The sequence below is a fragment of the Lelliottia jeotgali genome, from assembly GCF_016771845.1.
In the GTDB taxonomy this organism is placed as follows: domain Bacteria; phylum Pseudomonadota; class Gammaproteobacteria; order Enterobacterales; family Enterobacteriaceae; genus Enterobacter; species Enterobacter jeotgali.
Map to the genome: position 1 here is coordinate 386,546 of NZ_JAENMQ010000001.1, position 25,561 is coordinate 412,106.

The window sequence follows — 25,561 nt, forward strand, 5'->3', positions numbered from 1 at the left end:
TTTGGTTCGTTTCTTCCATCTACTGGCTTCTATTCATGAAAATCATTTCTGCCCGTCAGGCCACGCTCTCCCTTTTGTGGATGCCGACGATCTTCGCCTCCGCATCCGTTCTGGCTGCACAAGAACAAACGATGATCGTCAGCGCTACGCCGCAGACCGTTTCTGAACTCGATACCCCTGCTGCTGTCAGCGTGGTTAACGGGGACGATATGCGTCAGGCCGCGCCGCGCATCAACCTTTCAGAATCGCTCGGCAGCGTTCCGGGTTTACAAATCCAGAACCGTCAGAACTATGCCCAGGATTTGCAGCTCTCCATGCGTGGATTTGGCGCACGCTCGACCTTCGGCGTGCGCGGCATTCGCATGTACGTCGACGGCATTCCGGCCACAATGCCCGACGGTCAGGGGCAGACCTCGAATATCGACCTCTCCAGTATTGATAGCGTTGAAGTGCTGCGCGGCCCGTTTTCCGCCCTGTACGGCAACGCCTCCGGTGGGGTGATCAATATCGCCAGCCAGACGGGACAGCAGCCGCCGACTATTGAGGCGAGCAGCTATTACGGCAGCTACGGAACCTGGCGCTACGGGATGAAAGCCACCGGTGCGATGGGCGATGGGACCCACGCGGGCGACGTGGATTACACTGTTTCCACCACCCGCTTCACCACCCAGGGCTATCGTGATCACAGCGGCGCACGTAAAAATCTCGCCAACGCCAAACTCGGCGTGCGTATTGACGATGCCAGCAAACTGACGCTGATTTTTAACAGCGTCGATATGAAAGCCAACGATCCGGGCGGACTGGATTATCAGGAGTGGCGCGACAATCCGCGTCAGTCGCCACGCGCCGATCAGTACAACACCCGCAAAACCATCAAACAGACCCAGGCGGGCCTGCGCTATGAGCGTCAGCTGACGGAGCAGGACGATCTCAGCGTGATGATGTACGCCGGTGAGCGCGAAATGACGCAGTACCAGTCAATTCCGTATCAGGCGCAACTTAAAGAGACCCACTCCGGCGGCGTTATCGACATGCAGCGCCACTATCAGGGCGTGGACACCCGCTGGACGCATCGCGGCGAACTGCTGGTGCCGGTCACTTTCACCACGGGTTTGAACTACGAAAACATGAGCGAAGATCGTCGCGGTTATGAAAACTTCGTCATGAATAATGGCGTGCCGGAATATGGCGTCAAAGGCGATAAACGCCGCGACGAACGCAACCTGATGTGGAACGTTGACCCGTATCTGCAAACGAGCTGGCAGCTGACGCAAAAACTGTCCCTGGATGCGGGCGTGCGCTACAGCTCCGTGTGGTTTGATTCCAACGATCATTACGTGCAGGGCACCAACGGGGATGACAGCGGTGACGCGAGCTATCACAAATGGCTGCCTGCCAGCGCGTTAAAATACGCCATCACCGACGCGTGGAATGTCTATGCCGCCGCTGGTCGCGGATTTGAAACGCCGACCATTAACGAGCTGTCTTACCGCTCCGGGAATCAAAGCGGGCTGAACTTCGGCCTGAAACCGTCCACCAACAATACCTACGAAGTGGGCAGTAAAACCCGCATCGGCAATGGTCTGTTGACGGCGGCGCTGTTCCGCACCGATACGGATGATGAGATCGTCGTGGACGCCAGTTCCGGCGGTCGCACCAGCTATAAAAACGCCGGGAAAACCCGTCGTCAGGGCGTGGAACTGTCTCTCGATCAGCAGTTTGCCGAGAACTGGAAGCTGAAAATGGCGTGGACGTATCTGGATGCGACCTACCGCACTAACGTCTGCTCTGACGCCGACTGTAATGGTAACCGTATGCCGGGCATCGCGCGCAATATGGGCTATGCGTCGTTCGGCTGGCAGCCGGAAGAAGGCTGGTACGCAGGTTCGGATGTGCGCTACATGAGCGACATTATGGCGGACGATGAAAACACCGCCAAAGCCCCTTCCTACACCGTGGTCGGCCTGAATACGGGCTACAAATTTAACTACGGCAACTGGGGAATGGACGTCTTCGGGCGCGTCGATAACCTGTTCGACAAAGAGTATGTCGGATCGGTCATCGTTAACGAATCCAACGGCCGCTACTACGAACCGGCTCCGGGGCGTAATTACGGCGTGGGAATGTCAGTTTCGTATCGTTTCGAATAACGATTAATAGACGCTACGCATCATAAACCCCGCCTGACGAAGGCGGGGTTTCGGGGCCTTTCATTCCTCAACGTAACGGTACGCGGTCACAATCCCTTTATCAGAGAAATCAACCGACAGATATTGTTTCCTGTCGAGGATCACCGGAATGATAAGATAGATGCGACGATCGACGATTTTTGAGGTATATACCCAGTGGTTCACTTTGTTGTAATCCGGCGTATTGGCGGGCACGCCGAAGGCAATCAGAACATCTTTGCGGGTGGTCACCTCAGGAGTGATTTTCTGTTTGATCTCTTTTTCAGAATACTGCGCTAAGCTGGTTGCGCCCGTTTTATCGTAATTTGACGCGCATGACGCGCTCATTAAGACAAGTAAAACAATTCCTAACGCCTTCGCCGCTCTCATTGCTTAACATCCTTTTCCACATAGATGCCATTGGTAGTATCTAATGCGACTTCCTTCATATACAGCACGCAGTAGCCCGTCTTGTCTGCGTAGCTGATGTGCCCTTCGTAGATTTTTTGCTTTTCAGGTACGAATGAAAGGGATACGTGGCAGCCCTGATACAATGAATGCTCAATGGTGGTTTTTTGATTCGGTATTAGCAGCGTTTCAAAATAATCATCTTTGTAACTCTTTCCGGTTATTTTGGGTAAACCAATATCCTTTGTTGAACCCAAGAAAGGATTGAGGTAACGATTATGCTTTAAAACCCAGCCACCCGTTTGTTTACCAGAAGGGTCGTATTGATAAATCCCGTAGCTCATCGGAGGCCCGATAAGACGGATTTTTGCGACATCAGCACTGTTTGTCGGAGGGGTGTACAGTTTTGGCTCTGGGAATAACGTGCTGCAGCCTGATACGCTCAGGGCAACAGGAATCAAAATCCAGCTCAGATATTTCATCATCTATCCTTGTCTAACAAAGTAGAGTGAATATCGGCATGCCTCCTCAAAACTTGATGGTGACTTTTTACATCAATAAACATGAAATAATATTCCCGGAAGAGCAATTCCTCCGGGTAATAGTTAAGTAGGGCAATAGTTTTAATGGAGAAGTAAAAAGGAATTAAACTATTCCTTAACTAAAATATTGCTGCAATAAAAGCGCCGTCGAGCCTTCAATCAGTTTATCTATCGCTTTATCACAGGCCTGGACATCCCCGCGTTCGAGAGCATCGAGCAGCTCATCGTAGCGATAGGAATACTGTGTAATGTCGTGAACATCTTCATACAGATAATTGAAGCATGGGCCAATACGCACCCAAAGTTGTTCAATCATTGCCGTTAATGTCGGCATTTTCGCGTGTTCATACAGCCTGAAACGAAACGCACGATTGGCGTGTAAGGCGCGTTGCGCCTCGCCGTTACGCATCGCTGTGTGGAATTTTTCAGCCAGATCCCGTAATTCCAGCATCTTATTATCAGTCATATTTTCGCAGGCGGCAGCGACAGCCATTGTTTCCAATTGCTTTCGAATGGCGCTAATTTCTGTATAACGCTCGAGGGTTATTTCCGGCACCAGAAAGGCCTGTGCAGGGGTAGCGTGCAGTGCCCCGGCGGAAACCAGTCGCAAAAGTGCTTCGCGAACGGGAGTAATGCTGGTGCCTAATTTATCCGCAATTTCTTTGGTAATGAGCCTTGCGCCAGGTTTGAGCGCTCCGGCAATCAACGCCCCTTTTAAACTTACCTCAACTTGCATCGTAAGGCTCAAACGTTGGGCTTTTTCCAAATTTTCCAATTCCAGCATGTTCATTTCCTTCAGCTTAAAATAAGCGCTATTCACCGCCCCCGCCTTGACCATGACGGGGCCTGTTAAATATATCCTGTATCTTCATGCCTGGTATTGGGGGTAACGCTAAAATGACGAACTAAAAATTATGTTTCTTTTATGCATCCAGCTAACACGTTCCAGCAGGAACGATCGCTATGCTGGTATTATTAAAGACATTATAGTCAAACTTTAAGAATATATTATGGCGGGGATTCCCGCCATATTTAGTACCATTAGTTATCCTTCGCCACGCGAATCACGACTTTGCCGAAATTTTTTCCTTCCAGCATGCCAATGAAGGTCTGAGGCGCATTTTCAAGTCCGTCGGTAACCTGTTCGCGATACTGAATTTTGCCCTCTTTGATCCAGCGCCCCATCTCTTCCTGGAACTCGTGAATGCGATGGCTGTAATCAAGGCTGATGATAAAGCCCTGCATACGGATGCGTTTTTTGAGCAACGTCCCCATCAGCAGCGGTAAACGGTCTGGCCCGTCGGGCAGTGACGTGGCGTTGTATCCGCTCACCAGTCCACAGACCGGCACGCGCGCCGAGGTGTTGAGAAGCGGGAGTACCGCATCAAAGACCTTACCGCCGACGTTTTCGTAATAAACATCGATGCCTTTCGGGCAGGCTTGCGCCAGTTGTTCGGCAAAATCATCCGCGTGGTGATCCAGACACTGGTCAAATCCCAGCACGTCGACCGCATGACGACATTTTTCCACACCGCCCGCGATGCCTACCACATGACAGCCTTTAATCTTGCCGATCTGCCCGACGGTTGCCCCGACTGGCCCGGTGGCCGCAGCGACTACCAGCGTCTCGCCCGCCTTCGGCTGGCCGATATCCAGCAGCCCCATATACGCGGTGAAACCCGGCATCCCCAGCACACCCAGCGCCCAGGACGGATTTTCAACCTCTTCGCCCAGCTTGACGAGGCCCGCGCCGTCAGAGAGTTCATACTCCTGCCAGCCGCTATAACCCAGTACCCACTCGCCCGCTTTAAATTTCGGATGGTTCGACTGCTCTACGCGACTGACCGTGCCGCCCACCATTACCGCGCCAACGTCGACCGGCGGTGAATAGGAGGGCGCATCGCTCATGCGGCCACGCATATAAGGATCAAGTGAAAGCCAGACGGTTCGCAGCAGCAGTTGCCCGTCCGCAGGCGTCGGCACCGGCTGCTCTTCCAGGCGAAAATTGTCCGCCACCGGCGCACCGTGCGGGCGAGAGGCCAGCACCAGACGGCGGTTTGTTTTTGCAGATTGACTCATGGGTAGCTCCTTTGTTGCGCAAATGTCCTTAGAGACTAGCGCCTGTTGCCGACAACTGCCTTATCATTACGAGCCAGACTGATTCAGGCGCACCACCAGATAGACGCAGGGTTGCTGCGTCTCATTGATGAAGCGACAGTCGTTCGGCGGCCCCAGTTCCAGACAATCTCCGGCCTGCATTTCATGCCGGGTATCGCCCTCCTGGAATACCAGCTCACCGGACTGTAGCCAGATAAGCTGGCGCGCCAGGGCATAGGACGAAGCAGGCATCGGCACATCACTGCCACCAGGAAGCTCAACCTGAACCAGGTCAATCGGCAAATCAGTGCGGGGAGAAACGTGGCGACGCAGATAGTGACTTTGCGGATCGCGCCACACTGGCTGATTAGCCAATCGTAGCAATTTACCCTCCTGCATCTCAGCGCGGGCAATCAGCGTGGACATGCTGATGCCAAACGCACCCGAAAGCCGTGCCAGAAGTGTGGCGGTTGGGCTACTTTCGCTGCGTTCAATTTTGTGGATCATGGCGCGCGAGACGCCTGCCCGTTCAGCAAGCTCGCTCAGAGACCAGCCGCGCGACTCGCGTTCTACCCGAATACGCGCGCTAATCCGTTGATTCATATCGTCTGGCATAGTGTTCATATCGTCATACTATAGTGTATAGACCCGATTTCAATGGCGTTGTCATAACAAAAAAATATGTCTTATGCCGTAGCAGTATGGCCGCGCGCTTGTGTAATATTGTGTGAATAATGTCTACTATAGTGAACAACACATTTCGAGGTTCCGATGATGATTCGTCACGCCAGCAAAGAAGATTGCGCCGCCATCGGCGAGATTTACAACCATGCGGTACTCCACACCGCCGCCATCTGGAACGACACCACCGTCGATACTGATAACCGCATTGCCTGGTTTGAAGCGCGAACACTGATGGGCTATCCGGTATTAGTGACGGAAGAAAACGGCGTGGTGACGGGCTATGCTTCATTTGGCGACTGGCGCGCCTTTGACGGTTTTCGTCATACCGTCGAACACTCGGTTTACGTTCATCCCGATCACCAGGGTAAAGGCATTGGCCGCGAACTGATGAAAAAGCTGATCGTTGAGGCCCGCGCTATTGGCAAACACGTGATGGTCGCGGGTATCGAGTCGCAAAATCAGGTTTCTGTTCACCTGCACGAAACGCTGGGCTTTGTCGTCACCGGGCAGATGCCGCAAGTGGGGACCAAATTTGGCCGCTGGTTGGATTTGACCTTTATGCAGCTCCAGCTCGACGATCGAAACGAACCGGACGCTATCTGATGAATCAGTCCCTGACGCTGGTCTTTCTGGTGGCAGCCGGGATCGGCCTGGTGGTGCAAAACACGCTGATGGTACGCATCACTCAATCGTCTTCGACGATTTTAATCGCTATGCTGCTGAACTCGCTGGTTGGTATTGTGCTGTTTGTCAGTATCTTGCTGATTAAAAACGGCGTGGCGGGCTTTAGCGAGCTGGCATCGACGATCCGCTGGTGGACGCTGATTCCGGGCCTGCTGGGGTCGTTCTTTGTTTTCGCCAGTATTAGCGGCTATCAGTACGTCGGCGCGGCGACCACTATTGCAGTGCTGGTCGCCAGCCAGTTGATTGGTGGAATGGTGATGGACATCGTGAAAAGCCAGGGCATTCCGCTGCGCGCGCTAATTGGCCCAGTTTGCGGCGCAGTGCTGTTGGTGGTGGGCGCCTGGCTTGTGGCGAGACGCCAGTTCTGAACCTTAAATAATCGAGCCGCCCTGGGTCAGGTGCTCATGGCGGGCTTCTGCTTCTTCTTTGTGCTGTTTGCCGTGGTGGGCGATGGTGTTGCGCAGTCGCTGCTGCTGAGCGTAACGATCTTCGCGGGTCAGCTCGGTGTCTTCGCTGAGCTCGACCAGCAGTTCGTTCATATGGGTGATAACACTCTCTTCCACCGCCGCATCCACGCGGGCAATCACTTCATCTAAATGTGACATCGTCACTCCTTGTTAACTGAGTTTGCCGGGTGGCGGCTACGCCTTACCCGGCCTACGGGTTCTGTGCGGTCTTTTTGTCGGGTGGCGGCTACGCCTTACCCGGCCTACGGGCTCTTTGCGGTCTTTTTACCGGGTGGCGGCTACGCCTTACCCGGCCTACGGGTTCTTTGCGGTCTTTTTGCCGGGTGGCGGCTGCGCCTTACCCGGCCTACGGGTTCTGTGCGGTCTTTTTGTCGGGTGGCGGCTGCGCCTTACCCGGCCTACGGGTTCTTTGCGGTCTTTTTACCGGGTGGCGGCTACGCCTTACCCGGCCTACGGTTCTGTGCTGTCTTTTTGTCGGGTGGCGGCTACGCCTTACCCGGCCTACGGGTTCTGTGCGGTCTTTTTGTCGGGTGGCGGCTGCGCCTTACCCGACCTACGGGTTCTGTGCGGTGTTTTGTAGGCCCGGTAAGCGCAGCGCCACCGGGCGTTTTAAGCCGCACCGCCCCTACAAATACTGAAATGTTAATTCAGCTTCGCTTTTGAGAAATCGCTTCCCATCAGGCTAACGCTATAACCCGTGACATTGCTGCGGGTGGCGTAGAACGTTTTGCCATTCGCCAGCGCAATCCACGGAGCCTGCTGGTAGAAAATCTCCTGCGCCTGACCGTAGAGCTCTGCACGTTTCGCTGGTTCACTGGTCAGTTTCGCTTTCTGTACGAGGTCATTATACCCTTTGTCACACCAGCGCGCGGCATTGGAACCGGTCTTGATACTGTTACAGCCCAACAGCACATCGGCGAAGTTGTCCGGGTCGCCGTTATCGGACATCCAGCCAAACAGCGCGGCGTCGTGCTCGCCTTTACGCATGCCGGACAGATATTCGCCCCACTCATAAGATACAATTTTCGCCTTCACGCCGACCTTCGCCCAGTCGTTCTGGATCATCTCTGCGATGCGTTTGGAGTTCGGGTTATACGGGCGCTGAACCGGCATCGACCACAGCGTCACTTCTGCGCCCTTCTCCAGCCCAGCCTGCTTCAGCAGCGCTTTCGCTTTTTCCGGGTCGTAGCTGTAATCTTTCAGATCTTTGTTATAGCCAAGCATATTTGGCGGAATTGGTGATTTAGCGACCGTACCGGAGCCCATAAACACCGCATTCACGATGGCCGTTTTATCGGTCGCATAGTTCAGCGCCTGGCGCACCAGCACGTTATCAAACGGTTTTTTCTCCGTATTAAACGCCAGATAGCCGACGTTCAGCGCATCAACGGAGTGCAGCGTCAGATCTTTGTTGTTCTTAATCACATCAAACTGCACCGGCGAAGGCGCAGGAATAATCTGGCACTCGTTGGTTTGCAGCTTCGCCAGACGTGTTTCGACGTTAGGCGTGATAGAGAAAATCAGGTGTTTAGTCGGGACCGCACCGTCCCAGTAATTTGGGTTGGCGAGATAGCGGATCTGCGAATCAACTTTATATTGTTGCAACACATACGGACCGGTGCCGATAGGCCAGGTGTCGACGTTTTCCGGCGTGCCTTTTTTAAGCATCACGTCGGCATATTCGGCTGACAAAATGGAGGCGAAATCCATTCCCCAGTCGGCCAGGAACGCCGCATTCGGCTCGGTCAGCACAAACTGCACATGATAATCATCGACTTTTTTCACGTCCTGAATCAGTTTGTCCAGACCGACGTCATTAAAGTATTCGTAATTGCCCTGCGAAACGTTGTGGTACGGATGTTTAGGGTCTTTCTGGCGCAGCACCGAGAAGATAACGTCATCAGCGTTAAAATCACGCGTCGGTTTGAAGAATTTATTGCTATTAAACTTCACGCCCTTACGCAGCGTAAATGTATAGGTTTTGCCGTCAGGCGAAATGGTCCACGACTCCGCCAGTGACGGAACGGGGGTATTCTTGACCGGATCAAAATTGATCAAACGGTTATAAAGCACCTGAGAACTGGCAACGAATGACGGGCCAGAACTGGCGATTTGCGGGTTGAACGATTCCGGTGACGCCTCGGAACAGTAAATAATCGTATCTGTGTTTGCCGCCCAAGCGGCGCTTGCCGGTAAAAGTGTGCTCAGCGCCAGCGCGAGCAGCGTTTTCCCTGTCTTTTTACCTGTGGACATGGTTATAAGCCTTTTCGTTTTATTATATAGAAGGTTAATAACAGCACAGCCCTGAGCGAGTGGCAAATAACGAAACACTATCAGGTTATTCTAAAGCAGCGTATTTCGCTGGTTTAACAAACAGCCCTCGCCGGTTGATTTGCCTTAAGTCAGCTACGTCGTCAAGCAATACCGCCACGTTCTATGCCGTAAGAAATCGCCGCTTTTAGCGTCTCCTCGTCCGTTTGCTTGTATCTCGATTTCGTTAAAGTAATGGTGTGAAGAAGTCTACAGGACCAAATCGTGGCAAAAACACTTTTACGCAGCGGTAATCTCGATGATTTTCAGGCCGTTGGCGGCGGCGGACAGGCCGTATTTGAATCAGCATTACAAATCCGAGAAGCACTTCGTCTGCGCAAACAGCAGGCTATTGTCGATTGTCTGGCCATCCCGCAGGTCAACGACGGCGGTGACCGCGTTGACTGGTATTCGCCGATAGATGGCGACGTTTCCAGCTGGAATGCAACCGATGAAGACGCACGTTTTCGCGCCTTGCGCTATCTGGAAAATACCCTTTCCAGCGTCGAGTCGCTGAGTAAAAAGAGCCTTCAGTCACCCAAAACTGCTCAGCAGCTGTTTGGTTCCCTGCTCTCAAAAGCATTCCAGTTCCCTGGTGAAAATTTCCTGTTCCTCGTCGACGGCAAGCCCGTCATTACGTTCTGGGGGTTTGTGAACCTCAACGAAAATGCGCGCGAGGATGTTCTGGATTGCCTGCGCGAATCGCTCAAACCAGAACCGATGCCTGCGCCGGTAGAAGAACCTGAGCCAGAAGAGCCCGCCCCGACGATTGTTTTTGAACAAGCCGACGCGCCGCTCGTCGCGCCACCGCCTGTCGTGCGGGTAACCGAGGACGATTTGTATTCGGCTGAGCCTGCCACTGTGCGAATGCCCGAAGTGGCAACGCCTGTTGAACCGGCGCCTGCCGTTATCGGCAAGAAGCGCCGCGTTCCGCTCTGGTCCCTGCCTGTAGCCGCCGTGATTATCGCCGCTGTTGCCGCGCCGCTGCTGTGGCCGAAACAGGCCCCTTCCGCAGAACCGACCCCAGTGTCAGCCCCTGCACCATTAGCCATCGCACCGAGACCGGTGAAACCGGCAGTGGAAATGACGATGAATTTACCGCTGCATCAAGCCGAAGTCCTGCCAGTAAAAGCAGCAGAACCCGCGCCCGCACCTGTGGAGCAAGCCGTTGTCATCACCGCCATACCTAAAGATGCGATGGTCATGGACGCAGTTCAGGTGAAAACCGGTTCGACCAAGTTCCTCAACGGCACCTGGCGCGCGATGCTGGACGTGAAAGATCCGATTACCGGAAAACCACCCTCACTGCGTTACCAAATTCAGAACAACAAAGGTATTGCCAGAGTGGTTCACGGTGACAATGTGGTTTGTCGAAGCGACATCTTCTCCGGGCTGCACAGCAACGGCGAACTGATGATTAAGAGCCGCGGCAATGCTCGCTGCACTGACGGTTCGCGCTACCCGATGCCGGAGATCGCCTGTAAAGCCGGGACTAACGACGTGGCAGAATGCACTGCCCGTTATGATGCCAAAACCGTCGTTCCGCTGACGTTCAAGAAAGCAGGTGCCTGATCCTATGCTGGTTAATCTTTGCGACTACAAACAAAGCGTGACGCTGATTGCGAACAGCGGCGTACAGTTTCTTGATTTTGGCCTGACGCCACAGGACTCGGCAAGTCTGGGCCGTTTCGTACGTAAAACCGCCAATGGCCCGTTGCTGCGCCTCAATTATGATCTGGTGAACAGCCGCTATACCTTACCCGCGGGTCGCGGCGGGCAGCCTGAAGTGGTGAAACCAGAAAGTACCTACACCTTGCATCAGTCTCTGGCGGTGCTGGATGGCGTCTGGTTCCCCATTCCTTTTTTACGCTTTAATCCTCCACGTACCTTCGTCGACGGCCCGGATAACTGGGCGCGGGCGCAGGTACGCAAGCTTGAGACGCCGGACAGCGCAGGCAATACCCATCGTGTAACCTTTGCGCTCGACAGCCAGATTGCCGATCACGCCACACCGGGCCTGTCGCCGGTCGAAAATGACATCCTGAACGGCACCCGTTTTGCGCTGGCCTGGCGCGACGATGAAGTGCTGAGTTTCCTCGATCAAACCTGGATTGATGGCTGGCTGCGCGAAGCCTTTACGGGCTACGCTACCGGCGTGGAAAACCGCTCCGAGCGCGACCTGCATCAGGCGCTGCGCGGGTTTGAATACCAGGCGCACTGGCTCAATCTGATGACCATGCTTGGCGAGCAGATCACCGTCCCGGAAGTCAAATTTGTTACCCATACCCTGAGTACCCCGGCGATTCCAGTCGATCTGATTCTGGATGTCGGCAACACTCACACCTGCGGCGTGATCATTGAAGATCATGGCGATGCCAACGACGGCCTGCGCCAGACCGCAGAGCTGCAGGTACGCTCCTTAAGCGAACCGCAGTTCCTGAACGAGCCGCTGTTTACCAGCCGCCTGGAATTCTCTGAAGCCCGCTTTGGCAAACAACACTTCTCGGTCGAAAGTGGACGCGAAGATGCCTTTGTCTGGCCATCTATCGTTCGCGTGGGCGATGAAGCACGCAAACTGGCAATGCAGCGCCTCGGCACCGAAGGCAACAGCGGGATCTCCAGCCCGCGTCGCTATCTGTGGGACGAAACCCCGACAGTTCAGGACTGGCGATTTAGCCAGATGAACGCCAAAACCCAGCGCGAACCCCTGGCGACGGCTTTCCCGCTGATGAATCTGATGAATGATGACGGCCAGCCGCTGTTCACCCTGCCACAGGATGAGCGTCTGCCGGTCTTCTCACCGCAGTACAGTCGCAGCACGCTGATGACTCACATGCTGTGCGAACTACTCGCACAGGCGCTGGGCCAGATTAACAGCGTCGCCACGCGTCTGCGTTTAGGCTTCCCGGCTTCACCGCGTCAGCTGCGTACTCTGATCCTGACCCTGCCCTCGGCGATGCCTAAACAGGAGCGCGAGATTTTCCGCCGCCGGATGTTTGAAGCTATCGCCATCGTCTGGAAAGCGATGGGATGGCACCCGCAGGATGAAGATTTTGCCAGCCGTAAACAGCAGGATAAGAGCGTGATCCCGGTCCCGACCATCCAGATGGAATGGGACGAAGCCAGCTGCGGTCAGCTGGTGTGGCTGTATAACGAAGCCATTTCCCACTTCGGCGGCCAGACGGAAGCGTTTTTCGCCTCCCTCGCCCGCCCCGATCGCGAAGTCGAACCCGGCGCCCAGCCTGGACGCTCACTGCGCGTGGCCTCGATTGATATTGGCGGCGGCACGACAGATATGGCGATCACCCATTATCAACTGGATGATGGTTCGGGGAATAACGTCAAAATCACGCCACAGCTGCTGTTCCGCGAAGGTTTTAAAGTCGCAGGAGACGATACGCTGTTGGACGTTATCCAGCGCTACGTTTTGCCAGCTTTGCAAACACAGCTGCAAAAATCCGGTATCGCCGACGCCTCACTGCTGATGGCGTCTCTGTTTGGTGATTCCGGGCGCATTGATACCCAGGCAGTCCTGCGACAGCAGACGGCTCTGCAGCTGTTTATGCCAATAGGCCACGCCATTCTGGCGGCATGGGAAAACAGCGATATCGACGATCCGCTGGCTGGATTGCACGCCACCTTCGGCGATCTGCTCAAACAGCAGCCGACCCGCAATGTGATGAACTATTTGCAGCAGGCGGTCGACCATGCACTGCCAGCCGGTTCCGCCCCGTTCGACCTGTTTGCAGTACCGCTGCATGTAAACTTCCACGAAATGCAGGACGCAATGCTGACAGGCCAGTTTACGCTGGCCGCCCCGCTGCACGCCGTTTGTGAAGCCATTTCGCATTATGCCTGCGACATTTTGCTGATCACCGGGCGTCCGGGCTGCCTGCCTGGCGTGCAGGCGCTGATTCGCCACCTGCAACCAGTGCCCGTCAACCGTATCGTCTGGCTGGATAAATATCGCGTGCACGAATGGTATCCGTTTAGCCAGCAGGGCCGCATCGGTAATCCAAAATCTACCGCCGCCGTTGGGGCGATGCTGTGCAGCCTTGCGCTGGATCTGCGTTTACCGCGCTTTAATTTTAAAGCCGCCGATATTGGTGCTTATTCAACCGTGCGTTATCTGGGCGTGCTCGACAATACAGTCAACACGCTGCGCGAAGAGAACGTCTGGTATCAGGACATCGACCTCGATAAACCGGGCGCAAAACTGGATGCAAAACTGCACTTCCCGCTGCGCGGTAACGTCACGCTGGGATTCCGTCAGCTGGCAAACACCCGCTGGCCGGCAACTCCGCTCTATACCCTGAGCATCAACTCCGCAGAACTGGCAAAATCCATCGCCGGTGACGGTGTGTTGAACGTGCGTTTACAGCTGCGCGGCGGCACAAAACATGAAGGGCCAGAGTCGTTTGAACTGAGCGACGCCTGGCTCCAGGACGGAACGCCAGTTCCGCCTGACGCCTTAACATTTAAACTGAATACCCTGGCCGATCGCCGTCACAGCGGAAGCCATTACTGGATCGACAGCGGGAGTGTATATCTCAAATGACAGCGATGACTGCCACCACTCAGGCCCTGATCGAGTGGATCAATGAAACGCGTCTGCACGCCCCAATGCTGGATAACGATGCCGACGCCCTGCTGGCCCAACTGACCTGTGCACAGGCGCGGGGACAGGCCATAGACCGTGCTCTTTCAGGACGTAGCAGCATTGGTCTTTACGGCCACTCCCAGGCAGCCAAGGCGCACCTGCTGGCGTCATTGTGCGGCAGCGGAAATAGTCGTCTGGATGTGTCTCCCGGCCAGCGTACTTTTGACTATTTTTCACATATCAACCCCGGTCATGCCCTGACCAACATGGCGGTACGTTTTACGCCGCGTGCGAGTGATGTCAGCGATGATGCTTTCCCTCTGCGCCTGAGCCTGGTAACAGAGGCCGAGTTGGTCCAGCTGTTTATCGCCCGAACCACGCTCCACACGCTGATTCGCCCGGTGGAAAAATCAGTCATCGAAGCGCGTGTTGAAAAGTGGCGCGCACTGCGACAGCCGCAGGCCGTTCCGGGGATCACCGCACAGGAAGTGGCGACCATTGGCCGCTACTGGCGCAGCGCCGTGCCAGGTTTTGAACAACAGATGGACGATGTGCTTTGGCACCAGTTCGCTCAACTGATTCCTTCGCTGGATTTAAGCACCCGAGCCAGCGCCTGGTCGCTATTGTGGGGTGAGCAGCAGGAAATTACCCAGCAGTGGCTGAAACTGGCGCACGTGCTGCATCAGACCAGTCACGCCCGTGAACTGGCGGCACCGCTGAGCTTGCTGGTCGATAATTTTGGCCTGCCGAGCGAAGGATTCCTGACCCGCGCGGAATTTACCGCTCCTGATGCCCAAGAAGCGGTACTTCACCCGCTGAACGACGGTGAGATGCTGAATGCCATCAGTATTCCCGTCGACGTGTTGGCGTTTCTGACTCGCGAGCTGGTTTTGCCTGCTGAAAATGGTGTGCTCGACAGCGTCGATATTATTGATATCCCCGCGCCATCTGATGCAAATTTATCACCTCTGGCAGAAGCGAAATGCACGTGGCTGCTCGAACATTATCGCCAGCAGATGCAGCCCGATGTGCTGGTTATCTGCAATGCGACCGCTCGACACGAGCAGACGGCAAAAACCGCCAAAACCTTGCTGAACTGGGTGAAAGAGACCCAAACGGCGGAAGAGTCAGCGTTGCCAGGCCTGGTATGGGCGATTACTCCTCACGACGCGCGTTTCCACACTAAGCAAAATCTGGACGAGGCCGTGCAGCACCTGCTTGGCAAGCCCGGCCAGCGCTGGGGAACCTTGCAGGCGCTGGACACGCACAGCATGCAGCGCGTGGTGGAGTGGCTGTCTCAGGCGACGCTTTCCACGCAGCGACAGTCTCGCCTGCTGGCCTTAAAAACCGCGCAAAAGCGAGAGCTTCACGCACTGATGAACAGCTATCTGGCACCGATCGCCGTCGAGCCAGGAACACAACGCACTCAGGCCGAAGCGATGGTGCGTTCACTTCAATCCAGCGCTGCTCGTCACGGCGAACTGCTGGAAGGACTGTTGCCTCCACTGAAAGCCTTCGAAACGCTGCTCGCCGTCCAACAACCGCGCGAAGAGCAGGTTAATGGCCTGTTCACCGACGTTATTGATCTCTTTGCTGATAACGCCAGCGAAGGTCATGAGACATTCCAGACCAAAGACAAAGCGCGTCTGGCGCATCGCGTCTGGCTCAATCATCTGCGCCAGTGGAGCCGGAATGAAGCGACAGCCCACAGGCTGGGGCTGGACATCTCCGTGCTGCCACAGATTGCCGATGCGCTGGCAATCAGCAGCTATCGCCTGAATCTCCCGCAACAATTGCAGCGCATTGTAGAAGCCGATAAAAGCAGTGCAGCGCAGTTACATGCTGCCATCGGTAACTTCATCGGCTGGCTGGGTTACGCCGAAACACCGGTAGCCTCGCGTCCGGCAAGCCGCGTGCGCAAAGGACAGGCCATTTTCGTGACGCCAGTGGTCAGCAGCACAACGCCGAGACTGACCCGCCTGGGTGAGCAACCGGTGCATGCCGCCACCGTCTATGTTTACGACTGGCTGGTTGCGCTTTACACTCGCGCGATTGAGAACATGGATTTTCAGCATCCACACGATATTCAGCCAGCAGCACGTCAGGCGTTACAGACGATTCTGCGCTAGTCACTTTGACAGCCCGCGAATGTGCGGGCTGTTATCCTGCGAAGAGACAGCCCGAGATCGCACCCGCCAGCGCCGAAGGGTTTTCCCACGACATCGAATGCCCCGCCCTGGGGATAACGATCGTCTTTACGCCTCGTTGCTTTATCTCTTCCGCCTCAGGATCAGGGAGCGACATCTCGCCGAACAGCAACGTCACCGGGCATTTCAGCGCCAGAAATTGTGCGGCCCAGTCTGGCTGAACGCCTGCGACCAACGACGCAGCCCCGCGCCAGACGGCATACGGCGCATTACTGCGCAGGCACCCCGCCCACGGCGAGGTTTCAGCAGCCAACATCGCGGCGTATCCGCTCTCGATAAAAGCGGTTTCATCCTGGGCGGCAATCCCGCGGCTGAACATCCCACCCCCAGCATGGAAATTGGGTTCGGCGACAATCAGCCCGCGAAGACGCTCCTGAACTAACGTCGCGGTTTCGATGGCGATGCTGCCGCCCATACTGTGGCCGTAGAGCCAGAAAGCCTTGAGCTCGATATGATTGAGGAGTTCAACAATGACCTTCGCCTGATCGCATGTGCGATAGCTAAAATGCTCAGGTTTGTCGCTGTAGCCACTGCCGGGAAGATCGATAAGAATGGCCCGACGCGCACCGAACTGCGGATCGCTAACGACGCGGGGATATTCATAGGAAGAGGCGCAGCCGAGGCCGTGAATAAACACCACGGGATCGCCGGAACCGGGGAGGTCCTGCCAGCGGACGGTGCAGCCAGCCTGCTGCGAGTAAAAACTGTTCATAAGCACTCCTTTGACGATGCACTGTGTATTTATACAGTCACGCGCAGCAGAATGCTATTTTGTCTTTAAAAACTGGAAGCGAGCTTCAGAAAAGCGAGATCAACAGCGCGACAGGGAAGCTCATCGGCCACGTGGAACCCACCAGAAATGCGCTCAGAAAACGAATGCGCTTGCGGTCTTTCGACAGGAACCAGGTTATCAGGGCGCAAATCGCGGCCATGACTGCGTAAAACACCAGCATTTTTTGATACAGCGTCATTTTGTGCACTCGATCGATAAAATAACCGCGCGCAATATGCGTCATATGTTGATACAGATCAAGTTTTAATGTTACACATTAACCACTAAAATCACAGGGTTAATAACATTTGAGTATTTTTTCCGTGCTAACCCCCTGCCTTTTCTACCTCTTTTACTACTCCTTTAAAGTTGCATCTTAAATGCACATTTTGCACAATGGTTCTGTCAGGAAAGTGGTGTAATAACGGCAGGTTTTACAGGGAGAAAATATGTTACGCATTCCATCGAGTTGTATTCATACCCGTTCCACGCCTTTCTGGAACAAGGACACCGCTCCTGCAGGCATTTTCCAGCGCCATCTTGATCGCGGCACGCGACCGGGCGTTTATCCCCGTTTATCCGTGAGCCAGGGGGCGATTCGTTACTTAGGCTATGCCGACGAATTCACGCCAGAGCCTGACAGCGAACTCATCATCGAGGCCGGTCATTTCGGTGTTTTCCCACCCGAAAAATGGCATCACATCGAAACGATGACCGACGATACTGTGTTCAACGTCGATTTTTTTGTTGAACCTGAAGTTTTGAAATCTCTTTGAACAGCTGAACGCTTATAAGGAACTCCACATGCTACGTATTCCTGAAAATTTTGTTCACACTCGCGCAACCCCTTTCTGGAACAAAGATTCTGCACCGAAGGCCCTTTTCACTCACCACAACACCAAAGCGGGCGTGTATGGCCGCCTGTCGGTAATGCAAGGTGCGGTGAAATACTTTGGTTTCCCGGATGCTGACGCCACCGAACCCGATCTGGAACTCATTATCGAAGCGGGTTCTTTTGGCATTTCGCCGCCGCAAAAATGGCACCGCATTGAGCTTCTGACCGACGATACGTATTTCAGTATTGATTTCTTCGCCGATCCACATGCAACCCTGGAAGGTGCGGGCCTGGGTAGAGTCGTTAATACACATAAGGAGTAAGATCATGGGCAAGGCAACGTATACCGTCACCGTGACGAACAACAGTAACGGCGTGTCGGTAGATTACGAGACACAAGCCCCGATGGAGCTTTTAATCCCCGACGTCGCCGCCGATGTCGTGAAAGATCTGGTCAATACCGTGCGCGCGTATGACACAGAAAATGAGCATGATGTGTGCGGGTGGTAGAAAAATGCCGGGTGGCGGTTTCGCCTTACCCAGCCTACAAATGAAGGGTTTCGTAGGCCCGGTAAGCGAAGCGCCACCGGGCGAAGTCTGGTGCGGGGCCAACTAAAAGCCGGGTGGCGGCTGCGCCTTACCCGGCCTACGGAATTGATGCGTTTTTTGCCGGGCGGCACTAGTGTTTAATCATCACATGCCGAACAACGGTGTAATCTTCCAGTCCATATACAGACATATCCTTGCCGTAACCAGAGAGTTTCATTCCGCCGTGCGGCATTTCGCTGACCAGCATGAAATGGGTATTCACCCAGGTGCAGCCGTATTGCAACTGTGCACTCATGCGATGGGCGCGACCCACGTCTTTGGTCCAGACCGATGAGGCCAGGCCGTATTGCGAGTCATTCGCCCAGGCCAGAACCTGCTCTTCGTCGTCAAATTCCGTCATACTCACCACCGGACCGAACACTTCTCGCTGGACGATGGCATCTTCCTGTTTTGCGCCGGCCAGCAAAGTGGGCTGGAAGTAATAACCTGCCCCGTCCACTTTATTGCCCCCGGTCACCACTTTCACATGACCGAGCGCTTTGGCGGCATCCACAGCCTGACAAACTCGCGCCAGATGCGCGGCGGAACTGAGCGGCCCAAGCTCGGTGGATTCATCATCCGGTGCGCCGGTTTTCAGCGTCGCTATCGCCGCGCCGAGTTTTTCGACAAGCGCGTTGTAGATCCCTTTTTGCGCATAAATCCGGCAGGCTGCAGTACAGTCCTGGCCTGCATTGTAGAAACCAAAGGTGCGCACTCCTTCCACTACCGCGTCGAGATCGGCGTCGTCAAAGACAATAACCGGCGCTTTGCCGCCAAGTTCCATATGCGTGCGTTTAATCGACGAGGCCGTGTGGCCGATAATGTGCTCGCCGGTGGCGATCGATCCGGTCAGCGATACCATACGTACTTTTTCGTGTCCGGTCAGTGGGTCGCCAACGGTTTTTCCGCGTCCGAAGAGGACATTAAGGACGCCAGCCGGGAAGATATCTTTTGCCAGCTCGCCCAGCTTTAGTGCCGTCAGCGGGGTGATTTCAGAGGGTTTAATCACCACGCAGTTCCCGGCAGCCAGTGCGGGAGCCAGCTTCCAGGCTGCCATCATCAACGGATAGTTCCACGGCGCGATGGAGGCCACCACGCCGACCGGGTCGCGGCGAATCATCGAAGTGTGGCCGTCAAGATACTCGCCCGCAGCAAGGCCATTTAAGGTACGCGCCGCCCCGGCGAAGAAGCGGAAAACATCCACCACCGCAGGGATTTCGTCGTTGATAACGCAGTGCAGCGGCTTGCCGCAGTTTTGTGATTCGAGTCGCGCAAAGATTTCAGCATGTTCCTCGATAACATCAGCGAGTTTCAGTAAGCACTCAGAACGCGCTTTCGGCGTCGTGCGGCCCCACTCGGAAAATGCACTATCGGCGGACCGTACGGCGGCATCGACCTGAGCGGCAGACGCCTCAGCGATCTCCAGCAGCACTTCCCCCGTTGCAGGATTGTATACCGGCTGTTTTTCCCCTTCGCCGGTGACCAGTTCACCATTAATCAGCAGTTGATTTTGCATAGCATTGTCCTGTTGAAATCAAAGTTATTTCCCGCTTTCGACCACGTTTTCGTTGTCACGGGTTAGCCACCAGGCGCCCAGAATTGGAATGGTTGTCACCAGCATCACCAGCAGCGCGACCACGTTGGTGACGGGCACATCGCGCGGGCGTCCGAGCTGATTGAGCAACCACAGCGGCAACGTGCGTTCGTGTCCCGCCGTAAATGTCGTGACGATGATTTCATCGAACGACAGCGCAAACGCCAGCATTCCCCCCGCCAGCAGTGCAGAACTTAAATTCGGCAACACCACGTAGCGGAAGGTTTGCCAGCCGTCTGCGCCTAAATCCATCGATGCTTCCACCAGGCTCCACGAGGTTCGGCGAAAGCGTGCGATGACGTTGTTAAACACCACCACCACGCAGAACGTGGCGTGACCGGTGACGATAGTGAAAAAGCCCGGCTCCAGATTGATGGTTTTAAATGCCGTCAATAGCGCCAGCCCGGTGATGATCCCCGGCAGCGCAATCGGCAGCAGAAGTAGCAGCGAGATAGCGTTTTTGCCGAAGAACTCACTGCGCCACAGCGCGGCTGCCGCAAGCGTCCCCAGTACCAGAGCGATGGCGGTCGAAAGCGATGCAATTTGAAGTGACAACGTCACCGAGTCAATGATATCGCTGCGCGACGCCGCCACGCTGAACCACTTCAGCGTGAGCCCCTTCGGCGGAAAGCTGAATGCCGCGTCCTCCGTATTAAAAGCATAGATGGCAATAATCAGCAGCGGGAAGTGCAGGAAAATGACCCCGCCCCAGGCCGCCACTTTCAGGAACCAGGGAGCGCGTTCAGAGTGCATCGAAGGCTCCCAGACGTTTCACGAACGCCAGATAGAGGGATATAAGAACAATCGGCACTAATGTGAATGCCGCCGCCATTGGCATGTTGCCTATCGCACCCTGTTGGGCATAAACCATGTTGCCGATGTAATACCCCGGCGGGCCGACCAGCTGCGGCACAATGAAATCACCCAGCGTCAGTGAGAAGGTAAATATCGATCCGGCGGCAACACCGGGAATGGCTAGCGGCAGCACCACATAGCGGAAAGTCTGACGAGGACGCGCACCGAGGTCAGCGGAGGCTTGTAACAGCGACGGTGGCAGACGCTCAAGCGCGGCCTGCACCGGCAGGATCATAAACGGCAGCCAGATATAGACGAAAACCAGGAAGCGCCCCAGCCCGGATGTCGACAGCGTATTGCCGCCAATGGCAGGTAGCGTCAGCACCGACATCAGCAGCGGCTCCAGCCCCATATAACCCAGAAACCATTGTGCAACGCCATCTTTTGCCAGCAATAACGTCCACGCGTAAGCCTTAACGATATAGCTCGCCCACATCGGGAGCATCACCGCGATATAGAAAAACGCTTTCCATTTACCGCTGGTGTAACGCGCCATATACCACGCCATCGGAAAGGCCAGGATGGCGCTGGCAATCGTGACCGCAATCGCCATCAGTAAGGTGCGCAGGATAATGTCGTAATTGGCGGGGTTAAAAAGAGCCAGGATGTTCGCGAAAGTCAGGTCCGGCGTCACCGACATGGTGAAGTCGTCGAAGGTGTAAAAACCTTGCCACAGCAGGGTCAGCAGCGAGCCAAGATAGACAATCCCGAACCACATCAGCGGGCCAAGCAGCAGCAAAAATAGCCCGAGCGACGGTTTGCGCCAGAGTAGCGTGGTGACCCGGCTGACCGGGCCACGGGATGAGGAGGCAGGAGAAACGCTCATATCCATCTCACCTTTCCTCATGCAGGGGCACCATTGCCTCGCGCGACCAGGAGGCCAGCACCTGCTGTCCAGGAGCAACGTCCGCTGGGATATGTGCCCCGCTCAGATTGGCCTGGCTGACCAGCAATTTTGCGCCATCGCCGAGACGCAGCTCAAACCGTGTTGCCGCGCCCTGATACTGCACCGCCTGTACCACGCCCTGAACCTGAACGTCTCCGCTTTCATTGAGGCGAATATGTTCTGGACGGAGCGAATAGATGCCCTCCATACCACACACCTGTCGGGCAACGGCGGCATCAAACACGTTTGAAGTGCCGACAAAACTGGCGACAAACGGCGTACGCGGGCGCATATACAACTCGCGCGGGGTATCGACCTGCTCAATGCGTCCGTTGTTGAACACGGCCACGCGATCGGACATCGACAGCGCCTCGCCCTGATCGTGAGTGACGAAAATAAAGGTAATCCCCAGCTCCTGTTGAAGCTTTTTCAGCTCAAACTGCATCTGCTCGCGCAGCTTTAGATCCAGCGCACCGAGAGGTTCATCCAGCAGCAGAACGCGCGGTTCGTTGACCAGCGCACGGGCGATGGCGACGCGCTGGCGCTGGCCGCCGGAAAGCTGCGATGGCTTACGCTTTTCCGCGAAACCTAATCCCACCTTTTCCAGCGCATCGCGCGCCATCGTCTGGCGTTTCTTTTTATCGACCCCTTTCACCATCAGCCCGTAGGCGACGTTGTCGATTATCGACATATGCGGGAACAGGGCGTAATCCTGGAACACGGTGTTTACATCGCGTTCCCACGGTGGAAGCTCGCTGGCTTCTTTGCCAAAGATTTTAATCGCCCCGCCGCTCAGTTGTTCAAACCCGGCAATCAGGCGCAGGCAGGTGGTTTTGCCGGAGCCCGAAGGCCCCAGCATAGAGAAAAACTCGCCGTCGCGAATGCCGATGGTGACACCATCCACCGCCCGCACGTCGCCGTACAGACGGGACACGTCGTTAAATTCTACTGCGTACGTCATGTTCTGCTCCCTGGCGATTAACGGCCGCCCATGATGGCGATGTAATCCTGCGTCCAGCGGCTGTATGGAACATATTTACCGCCTTCGGCAATTGGGGTTTTCCAGAACAGGATTTTGTCGAACTCGTTGTAACCGTTGGTTTCACAACCTTTGTCACCGAGTAATGTGCTGGCTTTACAACCTTCTGCAACCACCGGCAGAGAGCCAAACCACGCCGCCAGATCGCCCTGCACTTTTGGCGTCAGCGACCAGTTCATCCACTTATAGGCGCACATCGGGTGTTTGGCTTCGGCGTGCAACATGGTGGTATCTGCCCAGCCCGTCACCCCCTCTTTCGGGAAGACGGTCGCGATAGGTTGATTTTCGCCTTTCAGGGCGTTCGCCTGATATGGCCAAGCGCTCGATGCCACCACGCCTTCATTTTTGAAGTCGCTCATCTGGACAGTGGTATCGTGCCAGTAACGGTGAATAAGCGCGTGTTGATCGCGCAGCACTTTCAGTACGGCTGAGTATTGTGCTTCGGTGAGCTGGTATGGGTCAGTAATGCCCAGCTGCGGCTGGGTTGCTTTGACGAACAGCGCCGCATCAGCAATATAGATTGGGCCATCGTAAGCCTGAACGCGGCCTTTGTTGGTTTTGCCGTCCGGGAGATTTTGCTCTTTAAAGACCACGTCCCAGCTGTCCGGCGGTGTCGGGAAGGTTTTGGTGTTGTACATCAGTAAGTTCGGCCCCCACTGATACGGTGTGCCATACACTTTCCCGCCAACGTTAAACCATTCGCCTTTCACGATGCGCGAATCAATGGTTTTCCAGTTGGGAATCAGATCCGGATTAATGGGCTGAACACGTTTGCCCATAATCAAACGTAAAGAGGCATCCCCCGACGCGGTGACCAGATCATATCCGCCTTTCGCCATCAGGCTGACCATCTCATCGGAGGTCGCCGCCGTTTTAACATTCACCGCGCAGCCGGTCTCTTTTTCAAACTGCGTCACCCAGTCGTAATTTTTATCCGTCTGGCCGCGCTCGATGTAGCCCGGCCAGGCGATGATATCCAGTCGTCCCTCGCCTTTCCCAACCTCTTTCGGCGGCTCAGCGGCTTGCACGGTCATGATCGTCATGCCGAGCGCACACAGGCTGCTGCGGGCAAATTTTTTGCTCATTTGATTTACTCCTGTCGCAATGAAATTTGGCGGCAGCCATGCCGTAAAAATATCTCCCTTAATAAACGTAGACTGCGCAAATGCGCCGCACCCTGCGGCTTTGGGAAATTTCATCAGGTTGTGACAGAGGGCGCATTCCCTGTTAACTGGATTATAGACAAGGAGTTAGCGGCGAGCGGCGGTATGCAGATTTCCTATGACAGACCTGCGGAAATAAACCCGACGGTTGTCATAGGATAAGGATTGTTTATTTATGCGGGGTTATTACGCCTGTGAAAAATAAGCCTTTCGGCTTATTTCAGCATCGCGCTAATTAATTTAGCTAACTGGATAACAGCCTGCTCTTCGCGCTCGCCCCACGCCCAGGAAGTATTAAAGCGAAAGAACGGCGTCCAGACATCTGAGGTAGAGAACATTTTGCCCGGTGCAATGCTGATGTGGTGCACCAGCGCCTGTTCAGAGAGCTTTCCTGCGTCTAACGGCGCAGGCAGTTCCAGCCATAAAAAATAGCCGCTGTCGTTGTGGTGAATTTTGACTTCCGCCGGTAAATGGCGCATCAGCGATTGCCACGCCTGCTGTTTGCGCTCGGCGAGCGTGCGGCGCAGACGGCGAAGATGAGCGTCGTAGCGTTTAGTGGCGAGATAATCCACCAGCGCGAGTTGCATCGGGGAGCTGGTCGAGAGTGTGCTCATCAACTGTAGCTGCTGAATACGACGCGCATGTTTGCCCGCAGCGACCCAGCCGATACGGAATCCGGCAACCAGGCATTTCGAGAATGACGAGCAGTGCAGCGTCATGTCCTGGCTGTCCCAGGCTTTGGCTGGCAGCGGTTTTTCGCGACCAAAATAGAGCTCGCTGTATACGTCATCTTCAATCAACGTAACGTTATGCCTGGTCAGCAATGCAACCAGATGCGCCTTTTTCTCAGCGCTGAGGGTAAATCCGAGAGGGTTCTGGCTGTTGGTCATCAACCAGCAGGCTTTCACCGGATAGTCGTTTAACGCCTGTTCAAGCGCATCGAGATCGATCCCCTCGCGCACGTCGGTGGCGATCGACAGCGCTTTAAGTTTCAGTCTTTCCAGCGCCTGAAGTGCGCCGTAGAAACAGGGGTTTTCGACGATCACCCAATCGCCTGGCTCAGTCACAGCTTGCAAACTCAGGTTGAGCGCTTCCAGCGCACCGGCGGTGATCACGATCTCCTCCGGCGAAATATTCATCCCCTGCTGGGCATAGCGGCGGGCGATGGCGTGGCGGAGATCGACGTTACCGGGCGGCAGGTTTTCAATCACGCTCATAGCGGTCGCTGTTTTGCTGACATTGGCAAGTGATCGATTGAGTTGCTGAAGCGGGAAGAGTCTGGGATCAGGAAAAGCAGAAGCAAAGGGTAAAACAGAGGGGTCGCGGCTGGCCTGCAGGACATCAAAAATATAGGTATTGATATCGACCATTTCGTCGCGCATCACCTGCGCGGGTGGCGCAGGCTGCTGCTTAACCGGGCGCGGAGCAACGTAGTAACCCGATTGTGGGCGAGCAACGATTCGCCCCTGACTTTCCAGCGTTTGATACGCATGACCGACAGTCATGAAACTCATGCCGCTGCTGGCAACTTGCTCACGCAACGACGGTAGCTTATCTCCCGGCAACCACACGCCAAGTTCGATTTGCGAAATGATTTGCTGCGCCAGGCGCTGGTATTTTTTCATCGTTCTCTCCTTGCTTCACACCAGTGTATATCAGCAG

Annotated in this window: 24 protein-coding genes; 9 read left to right on the plus strand and 15 right to left on the minus strand. The window is 55.1% G+C overall.

All coding sequences use genetic code 11. From position 1 onward, the window contains the following. The first annotated feature begins 35 nt into the window (after positions 1-35). On the plus strand, positions 36-2,150 hold the full coding sequence (pqqU, locus tag JBO43_RS01810; protein WP_202673595.1) for a TonB-dependent receptor PqqU: 2,115 nt from the start codon (positions 36-38) through the stop codon (positions 2,148-2,150). A 60-nt stretch (positions 2,151-2,210) separates the two neighbouring features. Here pqqU and JBO43_RS01815 read toward each other — a convergent pair whose 3' ends face one another. From JBO43_RS01815 to JBO43_RS01835, 5 genes are all read right to left on the minus strand, one after another. Further along, entirely contained in the window at positions 2,211-2,558 is a 348-nt protein-coding gene (locus tag JBO43_RS01815) for a hypothetical protein (RefSeq protein WP_133159901.1), read from the minus strand. After that, the gene (locus JBO43_RS01820) at positions 2,555-3,061 is read right to left on the minus strand and encodes a hypothetical protein (RefSeq protein WP_237729905.1); all 507 of its coding nucleotides are present in this window, start codon (positions 3,059-3,061) and stop codon (positions 2,555-2,557) included. Before JBO43_RS01820 ends, JBO43_RS01815 begins: the two co-directional genes overlap by 4 nt. 172 nt (positions 3,062-3,233) lie before the next feature. Continuing rightward, on the minus strand, positions 3,234-3,902 hold the full coding sequence (locus tag JBO43_RS01825) for a GntR family transcriptional regulator (protein ID WP_095284281.1): 669 nt from the start codon (positions 3,900-3,902) through the stop codon (positions 3,234-3,236). Positions 3,903-4,159: 257 nt separating this feature from the next. Next, positions 4,160-5,197 carry an NADPH-dependent curcumin/dihydrocurcumin reductase gene (locus tag JBO43_RS01830; RefSeq protein ID WP_103945973.1) on the minus strand — a complete coding sequence of 346 codons (1,038 nt, stop codon included), beginning with the start codon at positions 5,195-5,197 and terminating at the stop codon, positions 4,160-4,162. A gap of 66 nt (positions 5,198-5,263) precedes the next feature. Then, the gene (locus JBO43_RS01835; RefSeq protein WP_095282113.1) at positions 5,264-5,839 is read right to left on the minus strand and encodes a helix-turn-helix domain-containing protein; all 576 of its coding nucleotides are present in this window, start codon (positions 5,837-5,839) and stop codon (positions 5,264-5,266) included. 147 nt (positions 5,840-5,986) lie between these two features. Between JBO43_RS01835 and JBO43_RS01840 the strand changes: the two genes are divergently transcribed. Then, on the plus strand, positions 5,987-6,502 hold the full coding sequence (locus tag JBO43_RS01840; protein ID WP_202673596.1) for a GNAT family N-acetyltransferase: 516 nt from the start codon (positions 5,987-5,989) through the stop codon (positions 6,500-6,502). Then, a complete protein-coding gene (locus tag JBO43_RS01845; protein ID WP_202673597.1) occupies positions 6,502-6,951 on the plus strand; it encodes a DMT family transporter in 450 nt (149 codons plus the stop codon). The genes JBO43_RS01840 and JBO43_RS01845 overlap by 1 nt, the downstream gene beginning before the upstream one ends. Before the next feature lie 3 nt (positions 6,952-6,954). Here the strand turns inward: JBO43_RS01845 and JBO43_RS01850 are convergent, their stop codons facing one another. Then, positions 6,955-7,188 (minus strand): DUF2526 family protein, encoded by a 234-nt coding sequence (locus JBO43_RS01850; protein WP_095282116.1) that lies wholly within the window; start codon positions 7,186-7,188, stop codon positions 6,955-6,957. 504 nt (positions 7,189-7,692) lie between these two features. Further along, complete coding sequence (locus JBO43_RS01855) at positions 7,693-9,303, minus strand: ABC transporter substrate-binding protein (RefSeq protein WP_095282117.1); 1,611 nt, start codon at positions 9,301-9,303, stop codon at positions 7,693-7,695. Between the two features lie 282 nt (positions 9,304-9,585). Between JBO43_RS01855 and JBO43_RS01860 the strand changes: the two genes are divergently transcribed. The 3 genes from JBO43_RS01860 to JBO43_RS01870 are packed head-to-tail and all read left to right on the plus strand — an operon-like array spanning position 9,586 to position 16,089. After that, positions 9,586-10,932, plus strand: coding sequence for an SrfA family protein (locus tag JBO43_RS01860; protein ID WP_202673598.1), 1,347 nt, complete (start codon positions 9,586-9,588; stop codon positions 10,930-10,932). Between the two features lie 4 nt (positions 10,933-10,936). Beyond that, positions 10,937-13,918, plus strand: a complete 2,982-nt coding sequence (locus JBO43_RS01865; RefSeq protein WP_095282119.1) for a virulence factor SrfB — start codon at positions 10,937-10,939, stop codon at positions 13,916-13,918. Continuing rightward, on the plus strand, positions 13,915-16,089 hold the full coding sequence (locus JBO43_RS01870; protein WP_202673599.1) for a virulence factor SrfC family protein: 2,175 nt from the start codon (positions 13,915-13,917) through the stop codon (positions 16,087-16,089). Before JBO43_RS01865 ends, JBO43_RS01870 begins: the two co-directional genes overlap by 4 nt. 31 nt (positions 16,090-16,120) lie before the next feature. Here the strand turns inward: JBO43_RS01870 and JBO43_RS01875 are convergent, their stop codons facing one another. Together JBO43_RS01875 and JBO43_RS01880 are read right to left on the minus strand one after the other, a co-directional pair. Continuing rightward, the gene (locus JBO43_RS01875; protein ID WP_202673600.1) at positions 16,121-16,879 is read right to left on the minus strand and encodes an alpha/beta fold hydrolase; all 759 of its coding nucleotides are present in this window, start codon (positions 16,877-16,879) and stop codon (positions 16,121-16,123) included. Positions 16,880-16,964: 85 nt separating this feature from the next. Further along, on the minus strand, positions 16,965-17,138 hold the full coding sequence (locus JBO43_RS01880) for a GhoT/OrtT family toxin (RefSeq protein ID WP_095284283.1): 174 nt from the start codon (positions 17,136-17,138) through the stop codon (positions 16,965-16,967). 250 nt (positions 17,139-17,388) lie between these two features. On the opposite strand from JBO43_RS01880, the gene JBO43_RS01885 reads away from it, so the two are divergent. From JBO43_RS01885 to JBO43_RS01895, 3 genes are read left to right on the plus strand one after another with little or no spacing between them, the layout of a single operon-like run. Continuing rightward, entirely contained in the window at positions 17,389-17,715 is a 327-nt protein-coding gene (locus JBO43_RS01885) for a TehB family protein (protein ID WP_095282121.1), read from the plus strand. Positions 17,716-17,743: 28 nt separating this feature from the next. Continuing rightward, positions 17,744-18,097 (plus strand): TehB family protein, encoded by a 354-nt coding sequence (locus JBO43_RS01890; protein WP_103949303.1) that lies wholly within the window; start codon positions 17,744-17,746, stop codon positions 18,095-18,097. A 4-nt stretch (positions 18,098-18,101) separates the two neighbouring features. Further along, positions 18,102-18,284 carry a DUF1869 domain-containing protein gene (locus JBO43_RS01895; protein ID WP_095282123.1) on the plus strand — a complete coding sequence of 61 codons (183 nt, stop codon included), beginning with the start codon at positions 18,102-18,104 and terminating at the stop codon, positions 18,282-18,284. A gap of 169 nt (positions 18,285-18,453) precedes the next feature. Here JBO43_RS01895 and patD read toward each other — a convergent pair whose 3' ends face one another. The 6 genes from patD to JBO43_RS01925 all read right to left on the minus strand — a co-directional run bounded on the left by patD (position 18,454) and on the right by JBO43_RS01925 (position 25,524). Beyond that, a complete protein-coding gene (gene patD / locus JBO43_RS01900; protein ID WP_202673601.1) occupies positions 18,454-19,878 on the minus strand; it encodes an aminobutyraldehyde dehydrogenase in 1,425 nt (474 codons plus the stop codon). A gap of 24 nt (positions 19,879-19,902) precedes the next feature. After that, the gene (locus tag JBO43_RS01905; protein WP_103945980.1) at positions 19,903-20,709 is read right to left on the minus strand and encodes an ABC transporter permease; all 807 of its coding nucleotides are present in this window, start codon (positions 20,707-20,709) and stop codon (positions 19,903-19,905) included. After that, positions 20,699-21,643, minus strand: a complete 945-nt coding sequence (locus JBO43_RS01910) for an ABC transporter permease (RefSeq protein ID WP_202673602.1) — start codon at positions 21,641-21,643, stop codon at positions 20,699-20,701. The genes JBO43_RS01905 and JBO43_RS01910 overlap by 11 nt, the downstream gene beginning before the upstream one ends. 1 nt (position 21,644) lies before the next feature. After that, complete coding sequence (locus tag JBO43_RS01915) at positions 21,645-22,658, minus strand: ABC transporter ATP-binding protein (protein WP_202673603.1); 1,014 nt, start codon at positions 22,656-22,658, stop codon at positions 21,645-21,647. A 17-nt stretch (positions 22,659-22,675) separates the two neighbouring features. Then, positions 22,676-23,821, minus strand: coding sequence for a putative ABC transporter substrate-binding protein YdcS (gene ydcS, locus JBO43_RS01920; protein WP_202673604.1), 1,146 nt, complete (start codon positions 23,819-23,821; stop codon positions 22,676-22,678). Positions 23,822-24,114: 293 nt separating this feature from the next. Continuing rightward, on the minus strand, positions 24,115-25,524 hold the full coding sequence (locus JBO43_RS01925) for an aminotransferase-like domain-containing protein (protein WP_095282170.1): 1,410 nt from the start codon (positions 25,522-25,524) through the stop codon (positions 24,115-24,117). Positions 25,525-25,561: the final 37 nt, after the last annotated feature.

Excerpts from the sequence above, each read along its gene's own strand:
- pqqU (WP_202673595.1), top strand. The coding sequence starts at position 36 with ATGAAAATCATTTCTGCCCGTCAGGCCACGCTCTCCCTTTTGTGGATG.
- JBO43_RS01815 (WP_133159901.1), bottom strand. The coding sequence starts at position 2,558 with ATGAGAGCGGCGAAGGCGTTAGGAATTGTTTTACTTGTCTTAATGAGC.
- JBO43_RS01820 (WP_237729905.1), bottom strand. The coding sequence starts at position 3,061 with ATGATGAAATATCTGAGCTGGATTTTGATTCCTGTTGCCCTGAGCGTA.
- JBO43_RS01825 (WP_095284281.1), bottom strand. The coding sequence starts at position 3,902 with ATGCTGGAATTGGAAAATTTGGAAAAAGCCCAACGTTTGAGCCTTACG.
- JBO43_RS01830 (WP_103945973.1), bottom strand. The coding sequence starts at position 5,197 with ATGAGTCAATCTGCAAAAACAAACCGCCGTCTGGTGCTGGCCTCTCGC.
- JBO43_RS01835 (WP_095282113.1), bottom strand. The coding sequence starts at position 5,839 with ATGAACACTATGCCAGACGATATGAATCAACGGATTAGCGCGCGTATT.
- JBO43_RS01840 (WP_202673596.1), top strand. The coding sequence starts at position 5,987 with ATGATGATTCGTCACGCCAGCAAAGAAGATTGCGCCGCCATCGGCGAG.
- JBO43_RS01845 (WP_202673597.1), top strand. The coding sequence starts at position 6,502 with ATGAATCAGTCCCTGACGCTGGTCTTTCTGGTGGCAGCCGGGATCGGC.
- JBO43_RS01850 (WP_095282116.1), bottom strand. The coding sequence starts at position 7,188 with ATGTCACATTTAGATGAAGTGATTGCCCGCGTGGATGCGGCGGTGGAA.
- JBO43_RS01855 (WP_095282117.1), bottom strand. The coding sequence starts at position 9,303 with ATGTCCACAGGTAAAAAGACAGGGAAAACGCTGCTCGCGCTGGCGCTG.
- JBO43_RS01865 (WP_095282119.1), top strand. The coding sequence starts at position 10,937 with ATGCTGGTTAATCTTTGCGACTACAAACAAAGCGTGACGCTGATTGCG.
- JBO43_RS01870 (WP_202673599.1), top strand. The coding sequence starts at position 13,915 with ATGACAGCGATGACTGCCACCACTCAGGCCCTGATCGAGTGGATCAAT.
- JBO43_RS01875 (WP_202673600.1), bottom strand. The coding sequence starts at position 16,879 with ATGAACAGTTTTTACTCGCAGCAGGCTGGCTGCACCGTCCGCTGGCAG.
- JBO43_RS01880 (WP_095284283.1), bottom strand. The coding sequence starts at position 17,138 with ATGACGCTGTATCAAAAAATGCTGGTGTTTTACGCAGTCATGGCCGCG.
- JBO43_RS01885 (WP_095282121.1), top strand. The coding sequence starts at position 17,389 with ATGTTACGCATTCCATCGAGTTGTATTCATACCCGTTCCACGCCTTTC.
- JBO43_RS01890 (WP_103949303.1), top strand. The coding sequence starts at position 17,744 with ATGCTACGTATTCCTGAAAATTTTGTTCACACTCGCGCAACCCCTTTC.
- JBO43_RS01895 (WP_095282123.1), top strand. The coding sequence starts at position 18,102 with ATGGGCAAGGCAACGTATACCGTCACCGTGACGAACAACAGTAACGGC.
- patD (WP_202673601.1), bottom strand. The coding sequence starts at position 19,878 with ATGCAAAATCAACTGCTGATTAATGGTGAACTGGTCACCGGCGAAGGG.
- JBO43_RS01905 (WP_103945980.1), bottom strand. The coding sequence starts at position 20,709 with ATGCACTCTGAACGCGCTCCCTGGTTCCTGAAAGTGGCGGCCTGGGGC.
- JBO43_RS01910 (WP_202673602.1), bottom strand. The coding sequence starts at position 21,643 with ATGGATATGAGCGTTTCTCCTGCCTCCTCATCCCGTGGCCCGGTCAGC.
- JBO43_RS01915 (WP_202673603.1), bottom strand. The coding sequence starts at position 22,658 with ATGACGTACGCAGTAGAATTTAACGACGTGTCCCGTCTGTACGGCGAC.
- ydcS (WP_202673604.1), bottom strand. The coding sequence starts at position 23,821 with ATGAGCAAAAAATTTGCCCGCAGCAGCCTGTGTGCGCTCGGCATGACG.
- JBO43_RS01925 (WP_095282170.1), bottom strand. The coding sequence starts at position 25,524 with ATGAAAAAATACCAGCGCCTGGCGCAGCAAATCATTTCGCAAATCGAA.